A 20,049-nucleotide genomic window follows, 5' to 3' on the forward strand; every position below is an offset into this window, starting at 1 on the left:
CTCAAATTTGCGAGTGGTAGTAATAAACATAATCAATAACATTTCACTTGGTTGCAATTCTCTCAACACAAGGGCTGTTATGGCGAACGGAGCACAGGTCGGCGAGGAGAACTGGAACACGTTCCAGGCATGGATGCAGTCAAAGAGCGACAGTGACTTCAAGAAAATGGTCATCAGAGGCGTTCTGTCCCGGACCGACATCAGCAAAGAGTGCAACTTTGCAAAATCTGCTCTCAACCAAAACCCCCGAATCAAGGATGCCTTAAAGGAACTTGAGGACCGCCTACGTAGCGATGGCATCTTGCCTGCTACAGCTAGCAGCCTCGAGACGACGAACACCGACATGCCGACGACGCATCGCCCTAGCGCCCAAAAGGCCGCAGTGGACGCAGAGCGTTTGCGCCGCCTTGAAATAGACCTGGCTACCGTTCGCGCCGAGCGAGATGAACTTAAGAGACAACTTGAACGGTACACATCTATTCATGAAGCGCTTGCTCTTACGGGAAGGATTCCAAGATGAATAGCGCTTCTGATTATCTATTGCGCGTGAACGGAATCCGAAAAGAACGCCTCGGCGGCTCAATCTTTACCGGTATTCCAATCGATATCGACGGCAATGTTATTGACGCACGCATCTATTATGTGGTCATTGTCCCGGCTAAATTGCTGGGCGGAATTCGCATTAAGTCAGGCGAGTGGTGGAAAGTAACAGGAGAGGTAAAGCAAAGACAGGTAGTCACACCAAATGGCTTCATTTTGCATGAGTCGCAAATTAGCGCTCAAACGATGGAAATGAAGTTACCCTCAGGCGAGCACATTATCGATTTGATGGCGAGAAGCCCGGATTTCACTGGCGTCGGCACTGTTAAGGCGAGAGCGTTGTGGGAGGCCTTTAGTGAGCACCTATATACAGTCCTCGATGAAGGCAATGTTCAGCCCCTCTCTACTATCATTACAGAAGAAACAGCGCGTATTGTTATTGAGGCTTGGAAGAATCTAGCGGTCAACACTAAGACGCTGCAGTGGTTACACCGTAAAGGTTTCAACGTTTCACTGGGAAGAAAAATAGTTGATTTCTACGGGGCAGATACACAAGAGAAAATAGAAGAGGACCCTTATCGTCTTTTAAGCTTCGATGGTCAATGGAGTCCCGTCGACAATTTCGCAAAGACGGAATTCGGGGTGGCGGACGACGACCCGCGTAGATTGCGTGCACTTATTGAAGAGGCACTCTACCGAATCCTTAGCGATGGGCACACCTGTGCAAGCATCGGAATGTTAAAGGGGAAGTTGAGGAGACTTCTGCAAGGAAGTTCTGAGCAATCTCGCCTTTTCGATTTGATTGAAAAAACTCTAGCTGCCGGTGAGTCCAATGGAAGCTATGTAATCGGATATGACGGCACGGTTCATCCATTAGGAGCGCTCATAATGGAAACAACGGTGGCGAAATCTATTTCTGACCGGCTGTTGTGTCAAAAAGATGCTCTCCTCTTGGATGCACAGCGCATTAATGAGCTAATTATAGAGTACGAGCAGGAAGAGTCTGAATTGACCGGGAAGGAAGTTCGTCTTAACGAGCAACAGTGCGCGGCCATACACACGGCCTCTACTAGCGCAATAGCAGTCATCACCGGAGGCGCGGGCACAGGAAAAACGACCGTCCTAAAAGCGCTTTACAAAGTGTTTACGAATTCCGGAGTCGTTATCCATCAAGTGGCGCTTGCCGGACGTGCCGCGATACGAATGCAAGAAGCAACGGCTTTACCAGCCTTAACCATAGCGAGCTTTCTGCAAAAAGCAAAATCAATGAATTTCGAGGGGCCGTCAGTCTTAGTCATAGATGAGTGTTCAATGACCGACGTCATCGCGATGAGCCGGCTGTGCGAAGCAATAGCGCCACATGTTCGGATGGTGTTCGTCGGCGACCCATCTCAATTGATGCCAGTAGGGCCAGGTTTGATATTGCATGCAGTAGCGAAATTGGGCGAAGTGCCCAGCGTCGAACTCAAGGTTACCAATCGCTTTGGAAGCCAAATTGCAAAGGCCGCTCAAGCGATTCGTGACGGGAAATGGCCCGTAATTCCCCAAGACGAGGATGCTCCAATTGCATTCATTCCAGCGAATTGCGCCAAGGTGAGAACGGAAGAAGGGAGATTATGCGCGCTGTCCGAAACGGTTCTTCGTCTTTACCAAAAGGACCCTGAAAACACTCAGGTTCTATGCGCAAAGAGAAACGGTGTCGACGGGACTAAGGAGTTGAACGCGATATTTCAAGGAGCGTTTACTGACGGCGCCGCCGCCCTGAATTTGTGGAACGATGAACTCGATATCGCAGAATACAGCGGTTTCAATCTAAATGACCCTATTCTTTGCACTCGCAATATGTGGGACAAGGGCTTGCAAAACGGGTCATTAGGCCGGATTTCTAAGATTGAGCCGGAGCCTCGTGAAATATTCGATGAAAACAGCAAATCACTGGGGATAGTTCTCGCATGGGCGCAATGGGACGATGGTAATTGCCGCCCTATATTGACATCGATGCTGGATGACTTGGAATTGGGATACGCGATAACAGTACACAAGGCACAGGGGTCGCAGTGGCCACGAGTGATTGTCCCTGTTACGGGAAGTGCGCTTATAGACAGAACACTGATTTACACGGCCGTGACGCGGGCGCAGCAGCAGGTCATTCTTGTCGGCGACCCATCTGCGGCAAGGAATGCAGTGCTTGCCCTTCCAAAATTTAGCAATCGACAAACATCTCTGGGAGCAATCCTCGAACGTATGATTCATGAGGTGAGCCTTTGAGCTACGTTCGAGTAAGTGTACGGGTCTATATCGATAATTCCGGCGTCTATCAGGAAGTGCCGGGCATTCTGTGCGAAGAAAATGGCGTTCGGTTCCTTATTGAGGCGCTGATAGATTACTTCCTTCGGTATTATCGCGTTCGCTCATTGTCTTGGATGAAAAAAATCTGTCAAGCGGTTGAGATGCTGCTCGACTACATGGAAGCGAATAAGGGGCAATTCGCCGACGCCGAAGCGCTTTTTGAAGCGTTTGCTCAACGCCTTTCTAGCGGCACAATCAACTCCGAAGGACGGGACCCTAGTGGCCTATATTGGATGGGCAAGGGCACGGAAAACGCCCGTGCACTGCTATTTTGCTTGGGCGAATTTTCAGCATGGATGTACAAGAATCGCTACTCCTCGGTGCAACTGAACCCTTGGGTTGAGGCATCCACCTACGAACAGAGGCTCGCCTGGACAGCACATGTAAACCAAAATTCTCGGTCTTTATTAGGGCATCTTGATACGGCAGAGGCGAGGTCTCAGGTATGCCAAAAAGCAAGAGCAATCAAGATGCCCAGCAATACGGTTGGGTCTGGTGGCGCGGTCAAGGCATTCCCTGATTCAAAGATACGGGACCTTCTCTTCAAAGGCTTTCTACTTCCTGGCAGAAGTAAGAAGGACGACATCGTCGACCGCTATGACTGGCGCGGTATCTGTATCACCTTGTTGCTCAACTTTGGCGGCCTACGAGTCTCCGAACCGTTCCATTTGTGGGTAGGAGATGTCCATCCTGACCCCACCGATGCGTCAAGAGCCATTGTGTTCGTTTACCACCCTACAGAGGGGGTACCTCCCTCTGATATTAGAGGGCCCAATGGCAGAAGACTCGCAACGCGCCAAGCATATTTAGCTATGAGGTACCCGACGTACCCGCCCAGAGTTTTGGGAAGAAGAGGTTACCACGCGGGCTGGAAAAACCCTCGCCTGGATAACGACGAAGAGAAGTACATGATGGTGCATTGGTTTCCCACCGACGGCGGGCGACTCTTCATGCAAGCGTATACCTTCTACATGTTGCAAAGGATGAGGGAGAAGATTGACTCAAAGGAGCACCCCTTCCTTTTCGTCTCTTTTCGCGGCGAGCAGCACGGCAAGCCATATTCGATTCAGGCATACGGTGACGCATTGGAGAGTGCAGTGCGGCGTATTGGTCTCCCTTTTGGTAGAGCTTATGGAACCCATAAACACGGACATCGCCATGCCTATGGCGCACGGCAACGGCGCGCGGAAACAGGGGAAATCATTACTATGCGCGGCCTACATCATAAGTCTATCGAATCCCAAAGTGTCTACGGCCTGCCAACCATTGAGGAAATCACTGAGCGGTTAGAAATCGCCTCAAAAGCTATGGCGTCTGGAACTGCTGTGCCATTGATGTCCGAGATGGATATCTTTCTTGAAGAAGCTCTTCACGACAGGATGTACGGGAGAAACAAAAGATGATGAAACCGGAAGCTGAGAAACTTAACGGAAATACCGAAATGCCGCATCCGGATGAGTATCTTCCGATATTACATGCAAAAGTGGAGCGGAAGCACGGGCACAAAAATCTTGATAAGCTTCACGCAGTATGTAAGGCTCACTTCAACTCAGGGCGTCGGGATTTCGACCGCGGAGTAATAGTTAAAGCCGCCGGCATACATTATCAAACGCTAAGAAAGCCAGCCTATTACGAGTTGGTGAAGATATGGGCAGAATACGCGGCTCAACACCCCATAGAACCACAAAATGGGAGCAATCTTGGACCAGAAGAGGCGTACTTGGCGTGCTTGTCCAGTATCAGAAGGAGTGAGGGACGCGAAACGCTGAGGAAGATTGATGAGGCATGCCGAGAACATTTTAAAGAAGGGCGGCGTGATTTCACTATAAACGTATTGAGTAAAAAGGTCGGCATATCTGACAAGGTTGTTCAAGCGGCATCCTATCGTCCCTTGATAGATGCATGGGCGGCATACGCTGAGGAACATGCTCGACGGCAGCCCGCCGACGTCATATCAACACCAAAAGCGGTGTTAGCGAATGCTCAAAGTTCGCTTCGTCACGTAAAATCGAAAGAGACCGCTGAACAAATCTATAAAATATGTGAGGCGATTTTCAAGCGTAACGAAATTGATTTTAGTTACTCTAGGGTTGCAAGGGTAACCGGTATTTCGGAAGAGGCATTGCAAGCGACCGCACCTTATAGGGAAATAATCGAAGCATGGCATGATGCTGCAAAAAGAAAGCTACATGGAGTAACAAAAGGAGATGAAGACCCGTATCGGACTTTGCTGGACGATGCTATTGGTGATGGTCAAATACAATCTTCTACTCGGATGAAGCTAGAGCATATACATGAATTGCTCAAAAGCCAGCATAAATCTGGAATCGCGGAATTCGATGGAATTCGAATAGCAAGAAAAGCAAAGTTAACAGTCGCCGTCTTGCAAAATGGAAACTCGCGTTATAAAAAGCTTTTCGATGGGTGGGAGAAGCTTACAGGGAAGAGTACCGTATTTACGCGGACGTCCCCGACCGGTCGACTACTGGGGACAGACGACAACTTTGACTATTTGCTTCGTATCGACCCCGCGCTCGCTCCTTGGCAAAAATACGCTAAAGAGTGGATGAGCACATTAAAACAGACGCAGGACGGTCCTCTAAAAGCACTGAAGTATTTTTTCTTCGATTACATCCATAAGCAAGGTCTTGCGACAAATCCCGAGGAGTTCTTTGCCAAGGGATATAAGGCGCCGTGTTTCTATGAAACCTGCCTATCCCATTTGGAACGTAGAAGCACCGTTATTGCGAACTATAATCTGGTGGCGAGATTTGTTAGTTTCGTCTTGGAGAACTTCTTTAGTGTCACATTGCCGAGCGGCGCGCGTGCCGTACCTGCGCATTATTGCAGCCCAATTCCAGCACTTCCCGAATCAGTAGAGTATACGCATAGAGGGCCCTTGGATGAATCAAATAAGAGAGTTTTACCGTATCGGTACATCTTAATGCTGCGTGAAATCTTGTGCCCAGAATCCGCATCGAGTTTTCGGGACTGGACTTGGGCTCATGATGCAGTACCACTCAGCGGCACCGGATACGGGGGTGACTGGTTCGCTGTCACCCCTGACCTTATAAACAAGGACGACCCTAATTGTGTGTACAGGACGAGAACCGACGAATTCGGATGCCTCGTCCATGAAATATGGTGTCCAGCGCGCGCGGTTGCGATGTTCGTTAAGCTTGAGTTGCCCCTGCGCATGTATCAAGTACGATTTCTCGATAGCGGGGAAGCCGATACCTATCGGTATGAAGAAGGAAAGTGGGTTGTGAATACCGGCCCGCTCGCTCAAGGAAGTAAGAAAGAGCCTCGGAGGATGGGTTTTTTTCGCAGCATGAATTCGGACATCGATAAGGCCGACATGACTGGGCTTTATATTAATACAAACAAAAATGCCGATAGAGGAAAGGGCAAAATTGACCGCGGTTACGAAGTTCCGTGGGAGCACAAAAAAGTGCTAAGCTGGTCCGAAAGATTAAGGAATTGGCAGGAAAAATACAATTCGATTGATTCCTGTATGTCGTGGACAGAGCTCGACGTTAGTTTTTTCGGTTCAAAAAAATCAGATATACAAAAGGAAGGCGGCGGAGAAAGCTGTTTTCTTTTTCGCAATGCTGCTGCAACGAGGGGCGACAAGCAAAAGCCGATTAAGGCTGGACCACCGATGAAAACATTCTGGACAAAGCTTTTGCTGGAATTGGAGAGGCGTTTACGGGAGGCCGGCGAAACTGCTCCAGGTGGTGCACCGCTCACTTTTGTCGAAGAGAGCGAGCGCGGTGAGTTGGTCCCGCTTTACACCATACAGGGTTTGCGGGTATCACTAATCACTTCATTTGCACTCGAAGGCGGTGTGCCGCTACCTGTTCTCAGTAAATGCATTGCTGGACATGCCAGGCTGGTAATGACGATTTACTACACCAAAGCGGGAATCAGGTATGTCACTGATGTAATGGATAAGGCGTCGCAGAAGATGTTCGCGGACGCTAAAGAAAATTGGCTGAGATGGTTGAAGGACGCAAGCTATAAAGAGCTTAAGTCGAACGGGGCTTATGTTGACCCTATTGCGGTTCAAGCAGTATTGGCTGCGCAAGGTAACGGAGCCAGTTTGGTAAGAGACGATAAAGGTCTTTGCCCAAAAGGGGGAATGGGGTGTGATTCGGGTGGCATCTACACCAATGACGATACGGGCGGCGTCGAGTATGGACCGGTGCCCGGATATCCCCAAAAGAACTGTCCTCGGTGCCGATGGTTTTTTACCGGGCCTGCCTTTATTGACGGTCTGCAGAATCATTGGAATGTCATCCACCTTCACATGGGCGACAACGGAAAAAAGGTTAAAGAACTCGCAGAAAAGGTCAGTGCTTTGGAAGATGAGCGTTATGAATGTCAGTCAAAGAAACGCCTTTTTTTGGAGCAGCCAGAGTTGGATACCTTGATTAAGGCATATGAAAACGCGGTATCTTTGGGTGACAAGCTTGCCAATGACCAGCACGCGACGCTGCGCCTTATCGACAGATGCAAGGCAATTGCAAATGAGCAAAAAGAGACAGCCGGCCTCGCGCTAATTGGGGCTGGTGACATCACAGATGTTGAGTTCGCCATCAAAGAATGCGGAAAACTTCAGCAGGTGCTGACGGCAGTTCAGATTTCGAAGATTTACCCAGAGCACGACCTGAGTAAAGCAGTGCTTGAGGCTGGAAGAGCTTACGACATGATGCTGGCTCAAAACGAAAAATCTCCGGTCTTATTTCGCCTGTCTGACGACGAACAAAGAATAGTCGTTCAGCAAATGACGCTTCTGCTTCGCGCCTATGCGGGGAGCACTGAAGGGGCGGTCGAGTTCATCGAGGGAAGGCGAAGGCTGAGTGAGATTGGCTTTGATTTTAGTGAAAAGAGTATTTTGGAGCTCGCTAAGGCAGAAAAGCCGATAATCATTACGGAGGCCAGTAAAAGAAAGCTTCTGCGGTGGATAGCGGACGAAATCGACGAGGAGTCGGGAAATGAAGAGTGACTTTTCAACGGTCGACGCGTTATTGGAAAGGCTGAAATCTGGGGCGACGCCGCGCGCGCAGAAATCGCTGGAACTCATTCATGAAATCTGCAAAGAACAGATGGAAAAAGGGAATGAGATTTCGGTTGCAACAATTGGCCGTATCTCTGGCGCTAGGGGCGGCCCTTCCACGCAACCGATAAGGAATAGGAGCGGTGAGCGTTACCGCGCTCTAATAGAGGCATGGAAGGAGCTGATTGATGCTTCTGTGCGGAAGTCGATTGTTCGTCCCCACTCGGGCGTCGCGGAGGATGTACTTGACATGATTCCTGATGCTGCCGTGCGCGCGCTCGTCGGAACCTATATCGCTCACAATAGGAAACTTGTGAGGGAGAACTCCCTTTTGAAGGGTGGCTCCCAAATCGTACTTGACCGACGCGCGAAGAACGTTATCGCCCCACCGAGCAACGCTACTGTTGAAGTTGTTGCACCTTTGGAAAACTTGCTGCCGGCGGAAATTGAAGCGCTTCAGCATGCGATTTCCGATGAATTCATGAAACAGATGGGATGGAAGCCTGAGCCGAACGGGCGCGTCAACGACAAAAGGGGCAATAGGCCTATTTATGGCCCTGGCTACGTCAATGCCATCAAGAAGGTTCTGGATGCGGTGAAGCACAAGTAGAAGGCTCACACGAGTTCGATACCACACAAGGTTCGGACAGTCGCTTCGTAATTATTTCTAAATTTCAATAAAACAGCGTAGGCAATCGCTGTTGGGGAGGCTTTTACCTTTTTCTTTGATTTTTGGTATTAAAGTGTTGTTACTTATCTTTTATGCTGCAAAGCATTCATGCTAACTGGACGCTTGTAGCACCATCTCGGAGGCTATATGAGCATTGAGCAAGGAAATCTGTCTTACTTGAACACGCCGGCGGTAGGTCCTTGGGGGGACTACCTCAAGCAGATTGACCGTGTTGCGCCGTATCTCGGTTCTCTTTCCCGCTGGATTGAGACGCTGAAACGTCCCAAACGCGTGATGATGGTCGATGTGCCAATCAAGCGCGACGACGGCACGATTACCCATTTCGAGGGATTCAGTGTCGTCCATAACAATTCACGAGGGCCAGGCAAGGGAGGTATCCGGTATCACCCGGACGTGTCGATGCCAGAGGTAATGGCGCTCTCGGCCTGGATGACCATCAAGAATGCGGCGCTCAACCTGCCGTTTGGTGGTGCAAAGGGTGGAATTCGCTTCAACCCTGGAGAGTACTCTACCGGAGAGGTCGAACGGATTACCCGGCGCTACACGTCGGAAGTCAATATTGTTTTGGGGGAGCAGTGGATTCCGGCCCCTGACCTCGGGACGTCGGCCCGCGAGATGGCCTGGCTTATGGATACATTCTCAATGAATCGCGGACACACCGACTACGCGGTCGTAACCGGCAAGCCAGTATCGCTCGGAGGTAGTCTTGGCCGCCAAGAAGGTACCGGTCGTGGCGTGTATGTCGTTACCTGCGAGGCCGCAGCCAAGCTTGGCATAGATGTGAGCCAGGCAAAGGTTGCTGTTCAAGGTTTCGGTAACGTCGGCGGAATCGCGGCCAAGCTGCTTCATGAGCATGGGGCCAAAATCGTGGCTGTACAAGACCACAAAGCAACGGTCTTCAACGACAAGGGGCTTGATATCCCGACACTGATTCGCTATGCGTCTCTCAATGGTTCTGTAGCTGGCTTTAAGGAGGCCAGCGAGACTGCGGACCGCGGCGCGTTTTGGGGGGTAGATTGCGACATTATGATACCGGCCGCGCTGGAGCAGCAGATAACTAGAGAAAATGCCGGGAGCATTCGTGCGCAGCTCGTCGTAGAAGGTGCGAACGGCCCAACGACTCCGGAGGCGGACGACATCCTGAGCGATAAGGGTGTTCTAGTGGTGCCCGACGTCATCGCTAACGCGGGTGGCGTTACCGTATCGTATTTCGAATATTCTCAGGCCCAACAGTCATATTGGCTGACGGACGAAGAAATTGGAGCCCGTTTGACCCGTTCAATGCGCGAGGCATTCGGTGGCGTATGGGCCATTTCAAAAGAGAAAGGGATTTCACTGCGGACAGCTGCCTTTATCGTAGGTTGCACCCGCGTGCTTGAGGCCCGTGATATGCGTGGTCTGTATCCTTGATAACAGGTCCTCATGCATGAGACCTATACAAAATGGGGCAAGCCGGCATTTGCCGGCGCGTCAGGCCGTAGGCGCTGTCGCGAGGAGGCGGTGGGGAAGTCGCAGTAATCCGCCTAAGCGGATTTCGTCCACAAGCCCGGCGGGGCTTGTGAGTGAAGTGAAGCGGAACGCGGCGATGCGACTTGTCCACGGCCGGACGCGGGAGAAACCACCGTCCGTTGTGTACCAGAATTTAGGTTCAACTGCGTTATATACATTTTGTCCCTATGTCGTCCGTCACGGCGGGAGCTAAATGCTTTATCGGTTGTCTGTGAAATAAGACAGCGCTCATGAAAACTGGCCAGGAACCTGAGAAGGGTTCAACGAAGGTGCCGTCGTCCAATCGCATATTTGTCTATGCGAGAACGGCCGAAGCAGGGTTCTGGTCGTCCTTGTTATGAGCGCCGTTGTTGCTGTTGTGGCCGCCCTGTTCGTGCGGCAACGGGCTGGATACATGAGGTACTGGAATGACGCTCAGTTCAATACTGGTGGGCTTGGAACCGCTTGCAATTGTGTATGGTGTGCTAGGCGTCGGCGGACTGCTGAACCACTGGGCGATGTCGCGATGGAAGAAGGAAACTGAGACTTACACGATAACGAGTCCTGAGGGCGAGAAACTGAGTGTGACTGTCAGCACCAAACTAACGCCAAAGGAACGTAGCCGTATTGTCCAGGAAGCATTGGCGGCGCTGGTCACCCGCGGGGCATAACGGCCGACGCGCTGGTGTCCGTTCCCGGCATGTGAGTGTGATTGCTGTTCATTGTCGCGAAAACTGCAATTGTCGTTTTTACGACAATGAACAACGACAGCGAGGTGCCAGGTTATCTCAGCGGCTATCGATACACTGGTTAGCCTGTCGCCGATGTACCGGCCCCTCTTTTTACAAAAGGCCCATTTTGTCAAAAGACAGTGAAGAACCTGCCGTCGACCTCCTTGGCGACCCCCTTCCTGAGATGTCACCGCCCGGACGGCAAAATGTCAAAAGGGGACGAGCAGCGACTGTCGACGAGCACGAGCGCAGCCACCGCGACTTCCTGACTGAAGGAGAGACGGCGCGGCTACTTACCGCGGCAAAGGCGGGGCGCTACGGCGCGCGGGACTATTGCATGTTGCTGCTGATGTACCGGCATGGCCTGCGAGTCTCAGAATTGACCGGCGCACGGCGTGCGGATATCGACTTGGATGCGGGGCGCATCTGGGTCAAGCGCAACAAGGATGGCCTCAGCACGAACCAGCCGCTACAGGGCGACGAGCTGCGCGCACTGCGGGCTTACCTGCGCATGCGCAAGGACTACCTTCCCTGGTTGTTCTTGAGTTCGCAGGGTGGCCAGATGACCCGGCAGAACGTGAACTACCTCATCCAGCAAGCCGGCGTCCGTGCGAGCCTTGGGCATGTGCACCCTCACATGTTGCGGCACACCTGCGGACATGTCCTTGCGAACAAAGGAACCGATACCCGGCTCCTCCAAGATTGGCTCGGGCACCGCGATATCCGACACACCGCCTGGTACACGCGAACGTCGAGCAAGCGATTCGAAGGAGTGTGGCAGGACTGAGGGGCTCCATCTTCTTCAGTTACCTGCAACCGATGTCAAAAACGTGGCGCGTACTGTGTGCTACCTTCGACGCATGGACGTCATTAGCAAAGTGCGCGAATTCCTCTCAGACTCAGAGCGCGCGCCACGGGTAATCATCAACACTAGCGTGGCGGCGATGGCGGTCGGCATGGTCGTGACCGCGTTCGCCTACTTTTTCCTGAAATGAGGATGGACAAGCTACGTGTATTTCTCGGCGACACTGACCGCGCGCCGCGAGTGCTTGCCGACACATGTATGTTAATCATGGCAGTCAGCTCCCTGATGGGCGTTGCTGCCATCGTCTTCCTCCATTAGAAATCCTGCATCCTGCAGTTGGGCTAAGAAAGCGTTGGCAATTGGCATGCATTTTTATTGATTTACGCATACAAAATTGCCTTTAAGGCAGGAATTCACTCATATGGCTTGACGAGCCAGACTTGCAGAACATGGCGCGCGCCGCCGCCGGCGGCATGGACTTCATGGCCGACAAGTGTGAGCCTGTCATCCCCCACTCTAACGAGCTGAGGCTCAAAGAGCGGTGCCACGACATCGATGTCGCCAACCCCTTGCAGAGTAGAAATTAGGCGAGCCCTTTTGATTGGGCGTCCAAAAATATTCGACTCAGCCCAGTCTTCAAGTAAAAGCCGACCATTGTGTCGTGGTGCTTGAAGTAATTCAGTTTTGGTAAGAGCCATGCCGTCGTGCATGGTCCTTATTATTGCTACCTTCATAATCCCGTGATACTGTATGAACGTACAGTTTATGAGCCATGGTGGTGAAAATGTCAAGGGAAACGATGCAAGGCTATTCGTCTATACCGAGCGACTTTCCACGCGCGGACGTCGTCAAGGACGTGTTTACGAGCTACCAGATGTGCAAAGAGCTCGTGGCGCAAATTGTCGAGGAAATTCGCAAGCAACAACTACGTAGCCCACTAATCTCAACGCCAGAGATTGTGGAGATGCATTTTGAGATGGCCGATAAGTTCGGGTGGGGAACCCATCCTGGTGAGATAAAGTGGATATTCCGAAATGTCGTCCGCGAACTAGGCTGTGAGATGCCAAGTTCACTCGTTCAGTAAGAAGCACAAGACCGACCCGGCTTTCGGTAGTCGCAAGAAGGGAGTCTTATGAATGTCGCCATAATTGTGGTTGCGGCCGCCGTAATCGGTTTTGCTGTTGGGCGAATCAAGAGTCTTGCCCGATTCAACCGTCGGCGCGCCTGGAAAGACACCGAATACAGCTAAGCCTCACGTCTGACAGCACACGGCGTCTTCAGGGTGACGCTTAATCGGTTCACCGTCAGAGACACCAGGAAAAACTGCCGGAGTTACTTGCCCGAGTAGTGCTGGTAGACCGAAGTGCTGCCATCGGCCCTCACCAGGAAGACATCGTATGGGTCCTTCCGAGGGCTCTCCATACCCGGGCTCCCGAGCGGCATGGACGGCACAGCGAGCCCTCTCGCTTTCGGTTTTTCGGCTAGCAGGCGTTTGATGTCCGCCGCGGGCACATGCCCCGCGACGGCGTACCCCTGAACGAATCCAGTATGGCAGGACCCGAGGTCATCTGGGATGCCGAATTTCCGGCGGTAGGCGCCGGGGTCATCAACGTCTCGAGCTTTGACTGCAAAGCCATTGGGTTTCAGGTGCTCAATCCAGCCTTGACCGCACCCACATCTGGCGCTCTTGTAGCCCTCGACCAGTGGCGCTGCAGCGGCGCGGGCGAGCTTAGGAGCAGGTAGAACAGTGGCCGACATAGCTTGCAACAAAGTGCGGCGCTGCATGAATTCTTTCTGTCATAGCAGAGATTCTGGCAAGTATGCCGCTTTCAGTGAGCTCATCGCTGGAGAAAAGAGCATAGGTGCCATTCGGCCAAATAATTCAATAAAAATTTAAATATACAACGTTTGTTGTATAGTGGATGCTATGGATACCACGACCGTCATTACTGTACTGAACGCACTGGCTCACGAACGCCGGCTCGAAGTCTTTCGCTTGTTAGTGCAAGCCGGGCCAGAGGGGCGCACCGCCGGCACGCTCTCTGGCGAACTTGGGATATCCCCTTCCGCACTCAGCTTTCACTTGAAAGACTTGTTACGCGCTGACCTCATTCATCCACGCCATGAGGGCCGACAAATCTTCTATTCCGCGCGCTATGAGCTGATGAGTCAGCTCATCGGATACCTGACGGAAAACTGCTGTGGTGGAAACCCTTGTTCCCCCATTATTGCACCCGCTTGCTGTACCGAAGAAAAGGCTCTCTCCGCTACCTCACCGACGAAAGCATGAACATGACTGAGAAGACCTACAACGTACTATTCTTATGCACCGGCAACTCCGCACGAAGCATCATGGCTGAGGCTTTGGTGACCACAATGAGCAAGGGGCGCTTCCAGGGCTACAGCGCCGGCAGCAAGCCGGGTGGCAAGGTGAATCCGTTCGCCATTGAGAAGGTGAAGGAAACCGGCTATCCGGTCGAGAACCTGCGCAGCAAGTCCTGGGACGAATTCGCCCGGCCGGAAGCGCCGCACATGGACTTCATCATCACGGTCTGCGACAACGCCGCGGGAGAGGTTTGTCCCATCTGGCCGGGGCACCCAGCGACAGCGCACTGGTCGTTCGAGGACCCGGCTGCCGTCGAGGGCGCCGACGACGAGAAGCACGCCGCCTTCACGAAAATCTTCCGGCAAATCATGGCAAGGATGCAGAGCTTCGTCAGCTTGCCGGTGCAGACGCTGGACAAGCACGCCATTCATCAGGAAATCAGGAAAATCGGCGAGACGCCGGTCGCCTCGGCTTGACGCTCGAAGCACGCAATGTCCTCCTCTCATACGACCGAAGTCGCCGGCGGCGCCGCGCCGGCGATTGGCTTCTTCGAGCGTTATCTGACTGTCTGGGTAGCGCTGTGCATTCTGGCCGGCATCCTGCTCGGTCGTGCCTTTCCTCCTGTTTTTCAAGCTATCGGAAGCCTTGAGGTTGCCCAAGTCAACATCCCGGTGGGCTTGCTTATCTGGGTGATGATTATCCCGATGCTCATCAAAATTGACTTCGGCGCGCTCGCTCAGGTCAAAAGCCAGTGGCGTGGTATCGGTGTCACCCTGGCGGTGAACTGGCTGGTCAAGCCGTTCTCGATGGCGTTTTTAGGCTGGGTGTTCATCCGGCATGTCTTCGCAGCTTGGCTGCCGGCTGACCAACTGGACAGCTACATTGCGGGGCTGATTCTGCTGGCGGCGGCACCCTGCACGGCAATGGTGTTCGTCTGGAGCCAGCTGTGCAAAGGTGACCCGTACTTCACGCTGTCCCAAGTGGCCCTGAACGACTCCATCATGATTGTGGCGTTCGCTCCGTTGGTCGCGTTCCTGCTCGGGCTCTCCGCCATTACCGTGCCATGGGATACCCTCATCACGTCGGTTGTGCTGTACATCATCATCCCGGTGATTCTGGCTCAGGGAATCCGCAAGAGTCTCTTGGCCAAGGGGCCAGGGCATCTCGCGCGCGCCGTCCTGAGGCTGGGGCCATTTTCGATATCGGCCTTACTACTGACGCTGGTCCTGCTGTTTGCCTTCCAGGGTGAAGCCATTACGAAGCAGCCGGTCGTCATCGCCATCCTGGCGGTGCCTATCCTGATTCAGGTGTTTTTCAACTCCGGGCTGGCTTATCTGCTCAACCGGAAGATGGGTGTCGCGCACTGTGTCGCTGGCCCATCGAGCCTTATCGGCGCGTCCAATTTCTTCGAGCTGGCGGTCGCCACGGCAATCAGCCTGTTTGGCTTCCAATCCGGCGCCGCCTTGGCCACCGTCGTCGGGGTACTTATCGAGGTCCCTGTCATGCTGTTCGTGGTCGGCGTCGTGAACCGCTCGCAGCACTGGTACGAAGCAAGAGCATAGAGATGAACAACGACTCACCCAACCTACCCAACATTAGCACTGCACGCTTCGATGTGCCGACGCAGGAAAAGCTGTCGCCGGCGAAGGTATCGACTCATCCGCCGCGAATTCTGTTGCTGTATGGCTCCCTGCGGGAGGAGTCCTATAGCCGTCTGCTGACTTTGGAGGCGGAGCGACTGCTGCAGCAGTTTGGAGCCGAAACCCGGGTGTTCGACCCGCATGGCCTCCCCATGGTCGATAGCTGCCCGGCTGACCATCCAAAGGTGCAGGAGCTGCGACAGCTCTCCACTTGGTCAGAAGGCCATGTCTGGTGCAGTCCTGAACGGCATGGCGCGATGACGGGCGTGTTCAAGTCCCAAATCGACTGGCTACCCTTGGAGGTCGGCAGCATTCGGCCAACTCAGGGCAGGACTCTGGCAGTCATGCAGGTATGCGGCGGCTCGCAGAGTTTCAACGCGGTGAACCAGATGCGCGTGCTCGGGCGCTGGATGAGGATGGTGACGATTCCCAACCAGTCCTCGGTTGCCAAGGCGTACCAGGAATTCGACGACAACGGACGCATGAAGCAGTCGTCCTACTACGAGCGCTTGGTCGACGTTATGGAGGAGTTGGTCAAGTTCACTCTCATTGTGCGCGACCGGTCGGACTATCTGACAAGCCGGTACAGCGAGCGCAAGGAGGCGGCGCCCACGGTGGCGACGACTTTGGCTGCGGCAGCGATGAGCCATGAGGCCGCTCAGGATGAGACTAAGGACGAGTTGGAATAGCTACGCTAATCAGCCTTCCCCGCGAATGAATGAGCTTTTTAGGCTGCCGCACAGGAGGCACTGTTGTTCCCATCCAGCTCTCTGTGACACTTCCATGCTTTTCTTGGCGAGGCGCCATGATTGGCCTTCTGATTAGCTATGGAATGGATATTCTCAACAGCGCTCCTACTTTGATGTTCCTCGCAGCCTCAGCGCATTCGTAATGACGGAAACAGAGCTCAGGCTCATGGCGAGCGCGGCAATCATCGGGGAGAGGAGCTGCCCGGTGAACGGGTAAAGCAATCCAGCCGCTAGCGGAATGCCGAGTGCGTTATAAACGAAGGCGAAACCAAGGTTTTGACGCATGTTCCGAACGGTTTCTACGGACAGGAGGCGCGCTCGCGCAATTGCCCTAAGGTCGCCTTTTACCAAGGTCACATGCGCGCTGTTGATGGCCACATCGGTTCCGGTACCCATCGCTATCCCGACGTCGGCGCGGGCTAGAGCCGGGGAGTCGTTGATGCCGTCTCCGACCATGGCCACTTTCTGTCCTTGGCTCTGGAGTTTCTCGACCAGTGAAAGCTTGTCCTGCGGTTTGACTTCACCATAGACTTCGCTGATGCCCAGCTTCCTACCTACCGACTGCGCCGTGGTCACGCCATCACCGGTCGCCATGACGATGTTCAGGCCGTTAGCCTTCAGGGTTTTCAGCGCTTCGGGCGTGGTCGACTTTATCGGGTCGGATACGACGAGAAGGCCAACCAGGTGACCGTCAGATGCCAAGTACATGACGCTGGCACCTTCGCTGCGCAGATTCTCCGCCTGGCTGGCCAAAGGATGCCAATCGACCTTTTCACCATCCATCAGCGCGGTGTTACCCAGTGCGATGCGCCGGCCCGCGACCGTGCCGCGGACGCCAATGCCGCTGGAAGATTCGAAGGTCTCTGGCTTGTCCAAGGGCAGACCGCGCCGGCGTGCCTCGGCGACGATGGCATGGGCGAGTGGATGCTCGCTGCCCTGGTCGATGCTGGCGGCAATCTGCAGTACTTCCTGCTCGCTGAAGCCTTGAGCGGCGACCACGCTGTCGAAGGCTGGCTTGCCTTCGGTGAGTGTCCCAGTCTTGTCCACAATCAGCGTGTCGATTTTCCGCATGCCTTCTATTGCGGCGGCGTCCCGGAACAGGATGCCCTGGGTTGCGGCGCGCCCCGTCGCAGCCATGATAGACATCGGCGTGGCCAAGCCCAGGGCGCAGGGACAGGCGATGATAAGGACCGAAACAGCATTGACAAAGCCGTACACCCAGCTTGGCTGCGGGCCAAAGAAACCCCAGCCGAGCAAAGTCACCAACGCGATACCGACCACGATAGTTACGAAGTAGCCGGCGACGATATCGGCCAGACGCTGCATCGGCGCGCGTGAGCGCTGGGCGTTCGCGACCATCTGGACGATTTGCGACAGCATGGTTTGCGAGCCAATCTTGTCGGCCTGCATAATCAAGCTCCCGCTGCTGTTGATGGTGGCTCCAATCAGTTTGTCGCCCGGGCGCTTCGTCACCGGAATTGGCTCACCGGTAAGCATCGATTCATCCAGCGCGCTTTCCCCCTCCAGAACGGTGCCATCCACAGGCACCTTCTCACCAGGACGCACGCGCAGCGTGTCACCAATATGGACATGCGTGAGCGGAATGTCTTCCTCAGTACCATCCGGCTTGATTCGGCGTGCCGTTTTGGGTGCCAAGCCGAGCAGTGCCTTGATAGCGGCCGACGTCTGCGAGCGCGCCTTCAGTTCCAGTATTTGCCCAAGCAGGGTGAGGGACACAATGACAGCCGCGGCTTCAAAGTACACACCGATACGGCCATGCGCGACGAAGGATTGAGGGAAAAGACCCGGTGCAACAGTCGCCACCACGCTATAGCCGTATGCCGCGGCGACGCCGGTCCCGATAAGCGTCCACATGTTGGGGCTGCGGTTCTTGACCGATTGGAGCCATCGGACGAAGAAGGGCCAGCCGGCCCATAGGACAACGGGCGAACTTATCGCCAGTTCTACCCAGCTTTGTCCTGGTAATCCACCCGTAATAATGCGATGGCCGAACATTGCCATGACGGTCACGATAACCGTGAGCGGCAATGTCCACCAAAATCGCCGGCGGAAGTCGACCAGTTCGGGGTTTTCCTCTTCCTCCAATGCCGGGATAACAGGTTCCAACGTCATCCCGCAGATGGGGCAGTTTCCCGGCGCCGGCTGCCGGATTTCCGGGTGCATCGGACAGGTGTATATCGTGCCTTCCGGAGCCGTTGCTGGAGGGGACTCCTGTTTGGCAGATGCGGTGTACGACCGCGGGTTTGCCCGGAACTTTTCCATGCATTTCGTGCTGCAGAAATGGTAGGTGGTTCCTTCGTAAGCGATTTCCTTCTGCGGGTCAGCACCCACTTTCATCCCGCAAACCGGGTCCGTGAACGGCGTTTCCGCATCCGTCGCGGGGTGGTGATGCTCGTGAGAAGTCACATGCCGATGGGTATCGGCATGTGCGTGGTTATGCAAATTTGTATCGTCATTCATGTTGCATCACATGCCGGTGTCCGACGCCGGCCAGCGTGTTATGGATGAAAGCAAAGAAAGCACCGGCGGCGAAAGCCCATACCGCCATGACAATCAGTGCATAGATGAAGGATGCCCAGTGATATGGCTCGGAGCTCACCAGCTTGCTGAAGTCCAGTCCGTGGAATAGCGCATTCATGAAGTTCATGAACTGGTTAGGTAAAGCGACCTCAACCAATGTGCAGAGCGAGTAGAACAAGGCGACCGTCGCTGATAACGCCAGCCCGGTGCGTAACGGTTTCATGAGACTCTCCTCTCTTGATGAAACTTCGGGATAAATGCCGGCGTTCGTTCGCGATAGCGCTCGTACTCGCTGCCGAACTCGGCAACGGAGTCGCGTTCCTCGGCCATCGCGAGCCGCGCGTATACCCAGATGAGAATGGGGAACATGACCAGCGTGAGAAGCGTTGGCCACTGCAACAGAAAGCCAAACATAATCAGCACGAACCCGACATACTGGGGATGGCGCATTCGTGCGTACAGGCCGGTCGTCGCGACCCGATGTTCCTTTTGAGCCCGGTACAGTACATCCCAGGCCGCGGAGAGCATCAGGAAGCCACCGAAGATGAAGACGTTGCTCAAGATATGGAACGGCCCGAAGTGGGGATTGGATTTCCAGCCAAACATCATCTCGAGCAAATGGCCCGCGTCATGGGACAGGAAGTTGACGCCGGGGAAGTGCTTCGTCAGCCAGGGCATCAGCAGGTAGATGGTCAGCGGGAAGCCGTACATCTCGGTGAACAGTGCGACGATGAACGCAGAAAAGGCGCCGAACGAGCGCCAATCGCGGTTGGTCTTAGGCTTTGTGAAGCTGAAGGCAAAGATAATGAACACCAGCGAGTTGAGTATCACCAGTGACCAGAGCCCATAGGCTGGAGCGTCATCATGGCTCATGGCTTTTCTCCTGCTTGTCCCTGGTCCTGTCGACCGGTGCCAGACTCTGGCGCACCACTGCCGTGGCCGCCGTGCCCATGGTGAAACAGATGCATCAGCGGGCATGCGGCAAAGAGAAGGTAGGGAAGTATGCCCAGCAAGTGGGCACGATGTTCCGTCCAAAGGAAAAACGCGGCTACGAGCAGAAATCCAGTAAGCACCCACTTGCTGATACTAAAGGAACGATGTCCTGCGTCATGCTGATGTGTATGGTCCAT

Annotated in this window: 17 protein-coding genes and 1 pseudogene; 12 read left to right on the forward strand and 6 right to left on the reverse strand. The window is 53.9% G+C overall.

The window, feature by feature from the left end; all coding sequences use genetic code 11:
- The first annotated feature begins 79 nt into the window (after positions 1-79).
- The 8 genes from JJB74_RS08445 (at position 80) to JJB74_RS08480 (ending at position 11,645) form a co-directional block, all read left to right on the forward strand.
- Complete coding sequence (locus JJB74_RS08445) at positions 80-520, forward strand: VPA1267 family protein (RefSeq protein ID WP_200591414.1); 441 nt, start codon at positions 80-82, stop codon at positions 518-520.
- Positions 517-2,808, forward strand: a complete 2,292-nt coding sequence (locus JJB74_RS08450; protein ID WP_200591415.1) for an AAA family ATPase — start codon at positions 517-519, stop codon at positions 2,806-2,808. Before JJB74_RS08445 ends, JJB74_RS08450 begins: the two co-directional genes overlap by 4 nt.
- Positions 2,805-4,292 carry a gamma-mobile-trio recombinase GmtY gene (gene gmtY, locus JJB74_RS08455; protein ID WP_200591416.1) on the forward strand — a complete coding sequence of 496 codons (1,488 nt, stop codon included), beginning with the start codon at positions 2,805-2,807 and terminating at the stop codon, positions 4,290-4,292. The genes JJB74_RS08450 and gmtY overlap by 4 nt, the downstream gene beginning before the upstream one ends.
- The gene (gene gmtZ / locus JJB74_RS08460) at positions 4,289-7,897 is read left to right on the forward strand and encodes a gamma-mobile-trio integrase GmtZ (protein WP_200591417.1); all 3,609 of its coding nucleotides are present in this window, start codon (positions 4,289-4,291) and stop codon (positions 7,895-7,897) included. The genes gmtY and gmtZ overlap by 4 nt, the downstream gene beginning before the upstream one ends.
- The gene (gene gmtX / locus JJB74_RS08465; protein ID WP_200591418.1) at positions 7,887-8,558 is read left to right on the forward strand and encodes a gamma-mobile-trio protein GmtX; all 672 of its coding nucleotides are present in this window, start codon (positions 7,887-7,889) and stop codon (positions 8,556-8,558) included. Before gmtZ ends, gmtX begins: the two co-directional genes overlap by 11 nt.
- A 207-nt stretch (positions 8,559-8,765) precedes the next feature.
- A complete protein-coding gene (locus JJB74_RS08470) occupies positions 8,766-10,049 on the forward strand; it encodes a Glu/Leu/Phe/Val family dehydrogenase (protein ID WP_200591419.1) in 1,284 nt (427 codons plus the stop codon).
- Between the two features lie 506 nt (positions 10,050-10,555).
- Positions 10,556-10,798: a hypothetical protein gene (locus JJB74_RS08475; protein ID WP_200591420.1), complete on the forward strand. Its 243-nt coding sequence runs from the start codon at positions 10,556-10,558 to the stop codon at positions 10,796-10,798.
- A gap of 187 nt (positions 10,799-10,985) precedes the next feature.
- Positions 10,986-11,645, forward strand: a complete 660-nt coding sequence (locus tag JJB74_RS08480; protein ID WP_200591421.1) for a tyrosine-type recombinase/integrase — start codon at positions 10,986-10,988, stop codon at positions 11,643-11,645.
- Between the two features lie 431 nt (positions 11,646-12,076).
- On the opposite strand, the gene JJB74_RS08485 is transcribed toward JJB74_RS08480, so the two are convergent.
- Entirely contained in the window at positions 12,077-12,373 is a 297-nt protein-coding gene (locus JJB74_RS08485; RefSeq protein ID WP_200591422.1) for a hypothetical protein, read from the reverse strand.
- A 721-nt stretch (positions 12,374-13,094) separates the two neighbouring features.
- A pseudogene (locus tag JJB74_RS08490) lies at positions 13,095-13,448 on the reverse strand (DUF411 domain-containing protein); the annotation flags it as partial.
- Between the two features lie 142 nt (positions 13,449-13,590).
- Between JJB74_RS08490 and JJB74_RS08495 the strand changes: the two are divergent.
- From JJB74_RS08495 to arsH, 4 genes are read left to right on the forward strand one after another with little or no spacing between them, the layout of a single operon-like run.
- Complete coding sequence (locus JJB74_RS08495; RefSeq protein ID WP_200591424.1) at positions 13,591-13,953, forward strand: ArsR/SmtB family transcription factor; 363 nt, start codon at positions 13,591-13,593, stop codon at positions 13,951-13,953.
- A 2-nt stretch (positions 13,954-13,955) separates the two neighbouring features.
- Positions 13,956-14,465, forward strand: coding sequence for an arsenate reductase ArsC (locus JJB74_RS08500; protein WP_200591425.1), 510 nt, complete (start codon positions 13,956-13,958; stop codon positions 14,463-14,465).
- A gap of 15 nt (positions 14,466-14,480) precedes the next feature.
- Positions 14,481-15,551, forward strand: a complete 1,071-nt coding sequence (arsB, locus tag JJB74_RS08505) for an ACR3 family arsenite efflux transporter (RefSeq protein ID WP_200591426.1) — start codon at positions 14,481-14,483, stop codon at positions 15,549-15,551.
- A 2-nt stretch (positions 15,552-15,553) separates the two neighbouring features.
- A complete protein-coding gene (gene arsH, locus JJB74_RS08510; RefSeq protein ID WP_200591427.1) occupies positions 15,554-16,318 on the forward strand; it encodes an arsenical resistance protein ArsH in 765 nt (254 codons plus the stop codon).
- A 165-nt stretch (positions 16,319-16,483) separates the two neighbouring features.
- On the opposite strand, the gene JJB74_RS08515 is transcribed toward arsH, so the two are convergent.
- The 4 genes from JJB74_RS08515 to JJB74_RS08530 are packed head-to-tail and all read right to left on the reverse strand — an operon-like array spanning position 16,484 to position 20,049.
- Positions 16,484-18,859, reverse strand: coding sequence for a heavy metal translocating P-type ATPase (locus JJB74_RS08515; RefSeq protein ID WP_200591428.1), 2,376 nt, complete (start codon positions 18,857-18,859; stop codon positions 16,484-16,486).
- Entirely contained in the window at positions 18,852-19,142 is a 291-nt protein-coding gene (locus tag JJB74_RS08520; RefSeq protein WP_200591429.1) for a DUF5676 family membrane protein, read from the reverse strand. Before JJB74_RS08520 ends, JJB74_RS08515 begins: the two co-directional genes overlap by 8 nt.
- On the reverse strand, positions 19,139-19,792 hold the full coding sequence (locus JJB74_RS08525; protein ID WP_200591430.1) for a methyltransferase family protein: 654 nt from the start codon (positions 19,790-19,792) through the stop codon (positions 19,139-19,141). The genes JJB74_RS08520 and JJB74_RS08525 overlap by 4 nt, the downstream gene beginning before the upstream one ends.
- On the reverse strand, positions 19,789-20,049 hold the full coding sequence (locus JJB74_RS08530) for a DUF2933 domain-containing protein (protein ID WP_200591431.1): 261 nt from the start codon (positions 20,047-20,049) through the stop codon (positions 19,789-19,791). Before JJB74_RS08530 ends, JJB74_RS08525 begins: the two co-directional genes overlap by 4 nt.

It is taken from the genome of Noviherbaspirillum pedocola, assembly GCF_016632335.1.
GTDB classification, from domain to species: domain Bacteria; phylum Pseudomonadota; class Gammaproteobacteria; order Burkholderiales; family Burkholderiaceae_D; genus Noviherbaspirillum_A; species Noviherbaspirillum_A pedocola.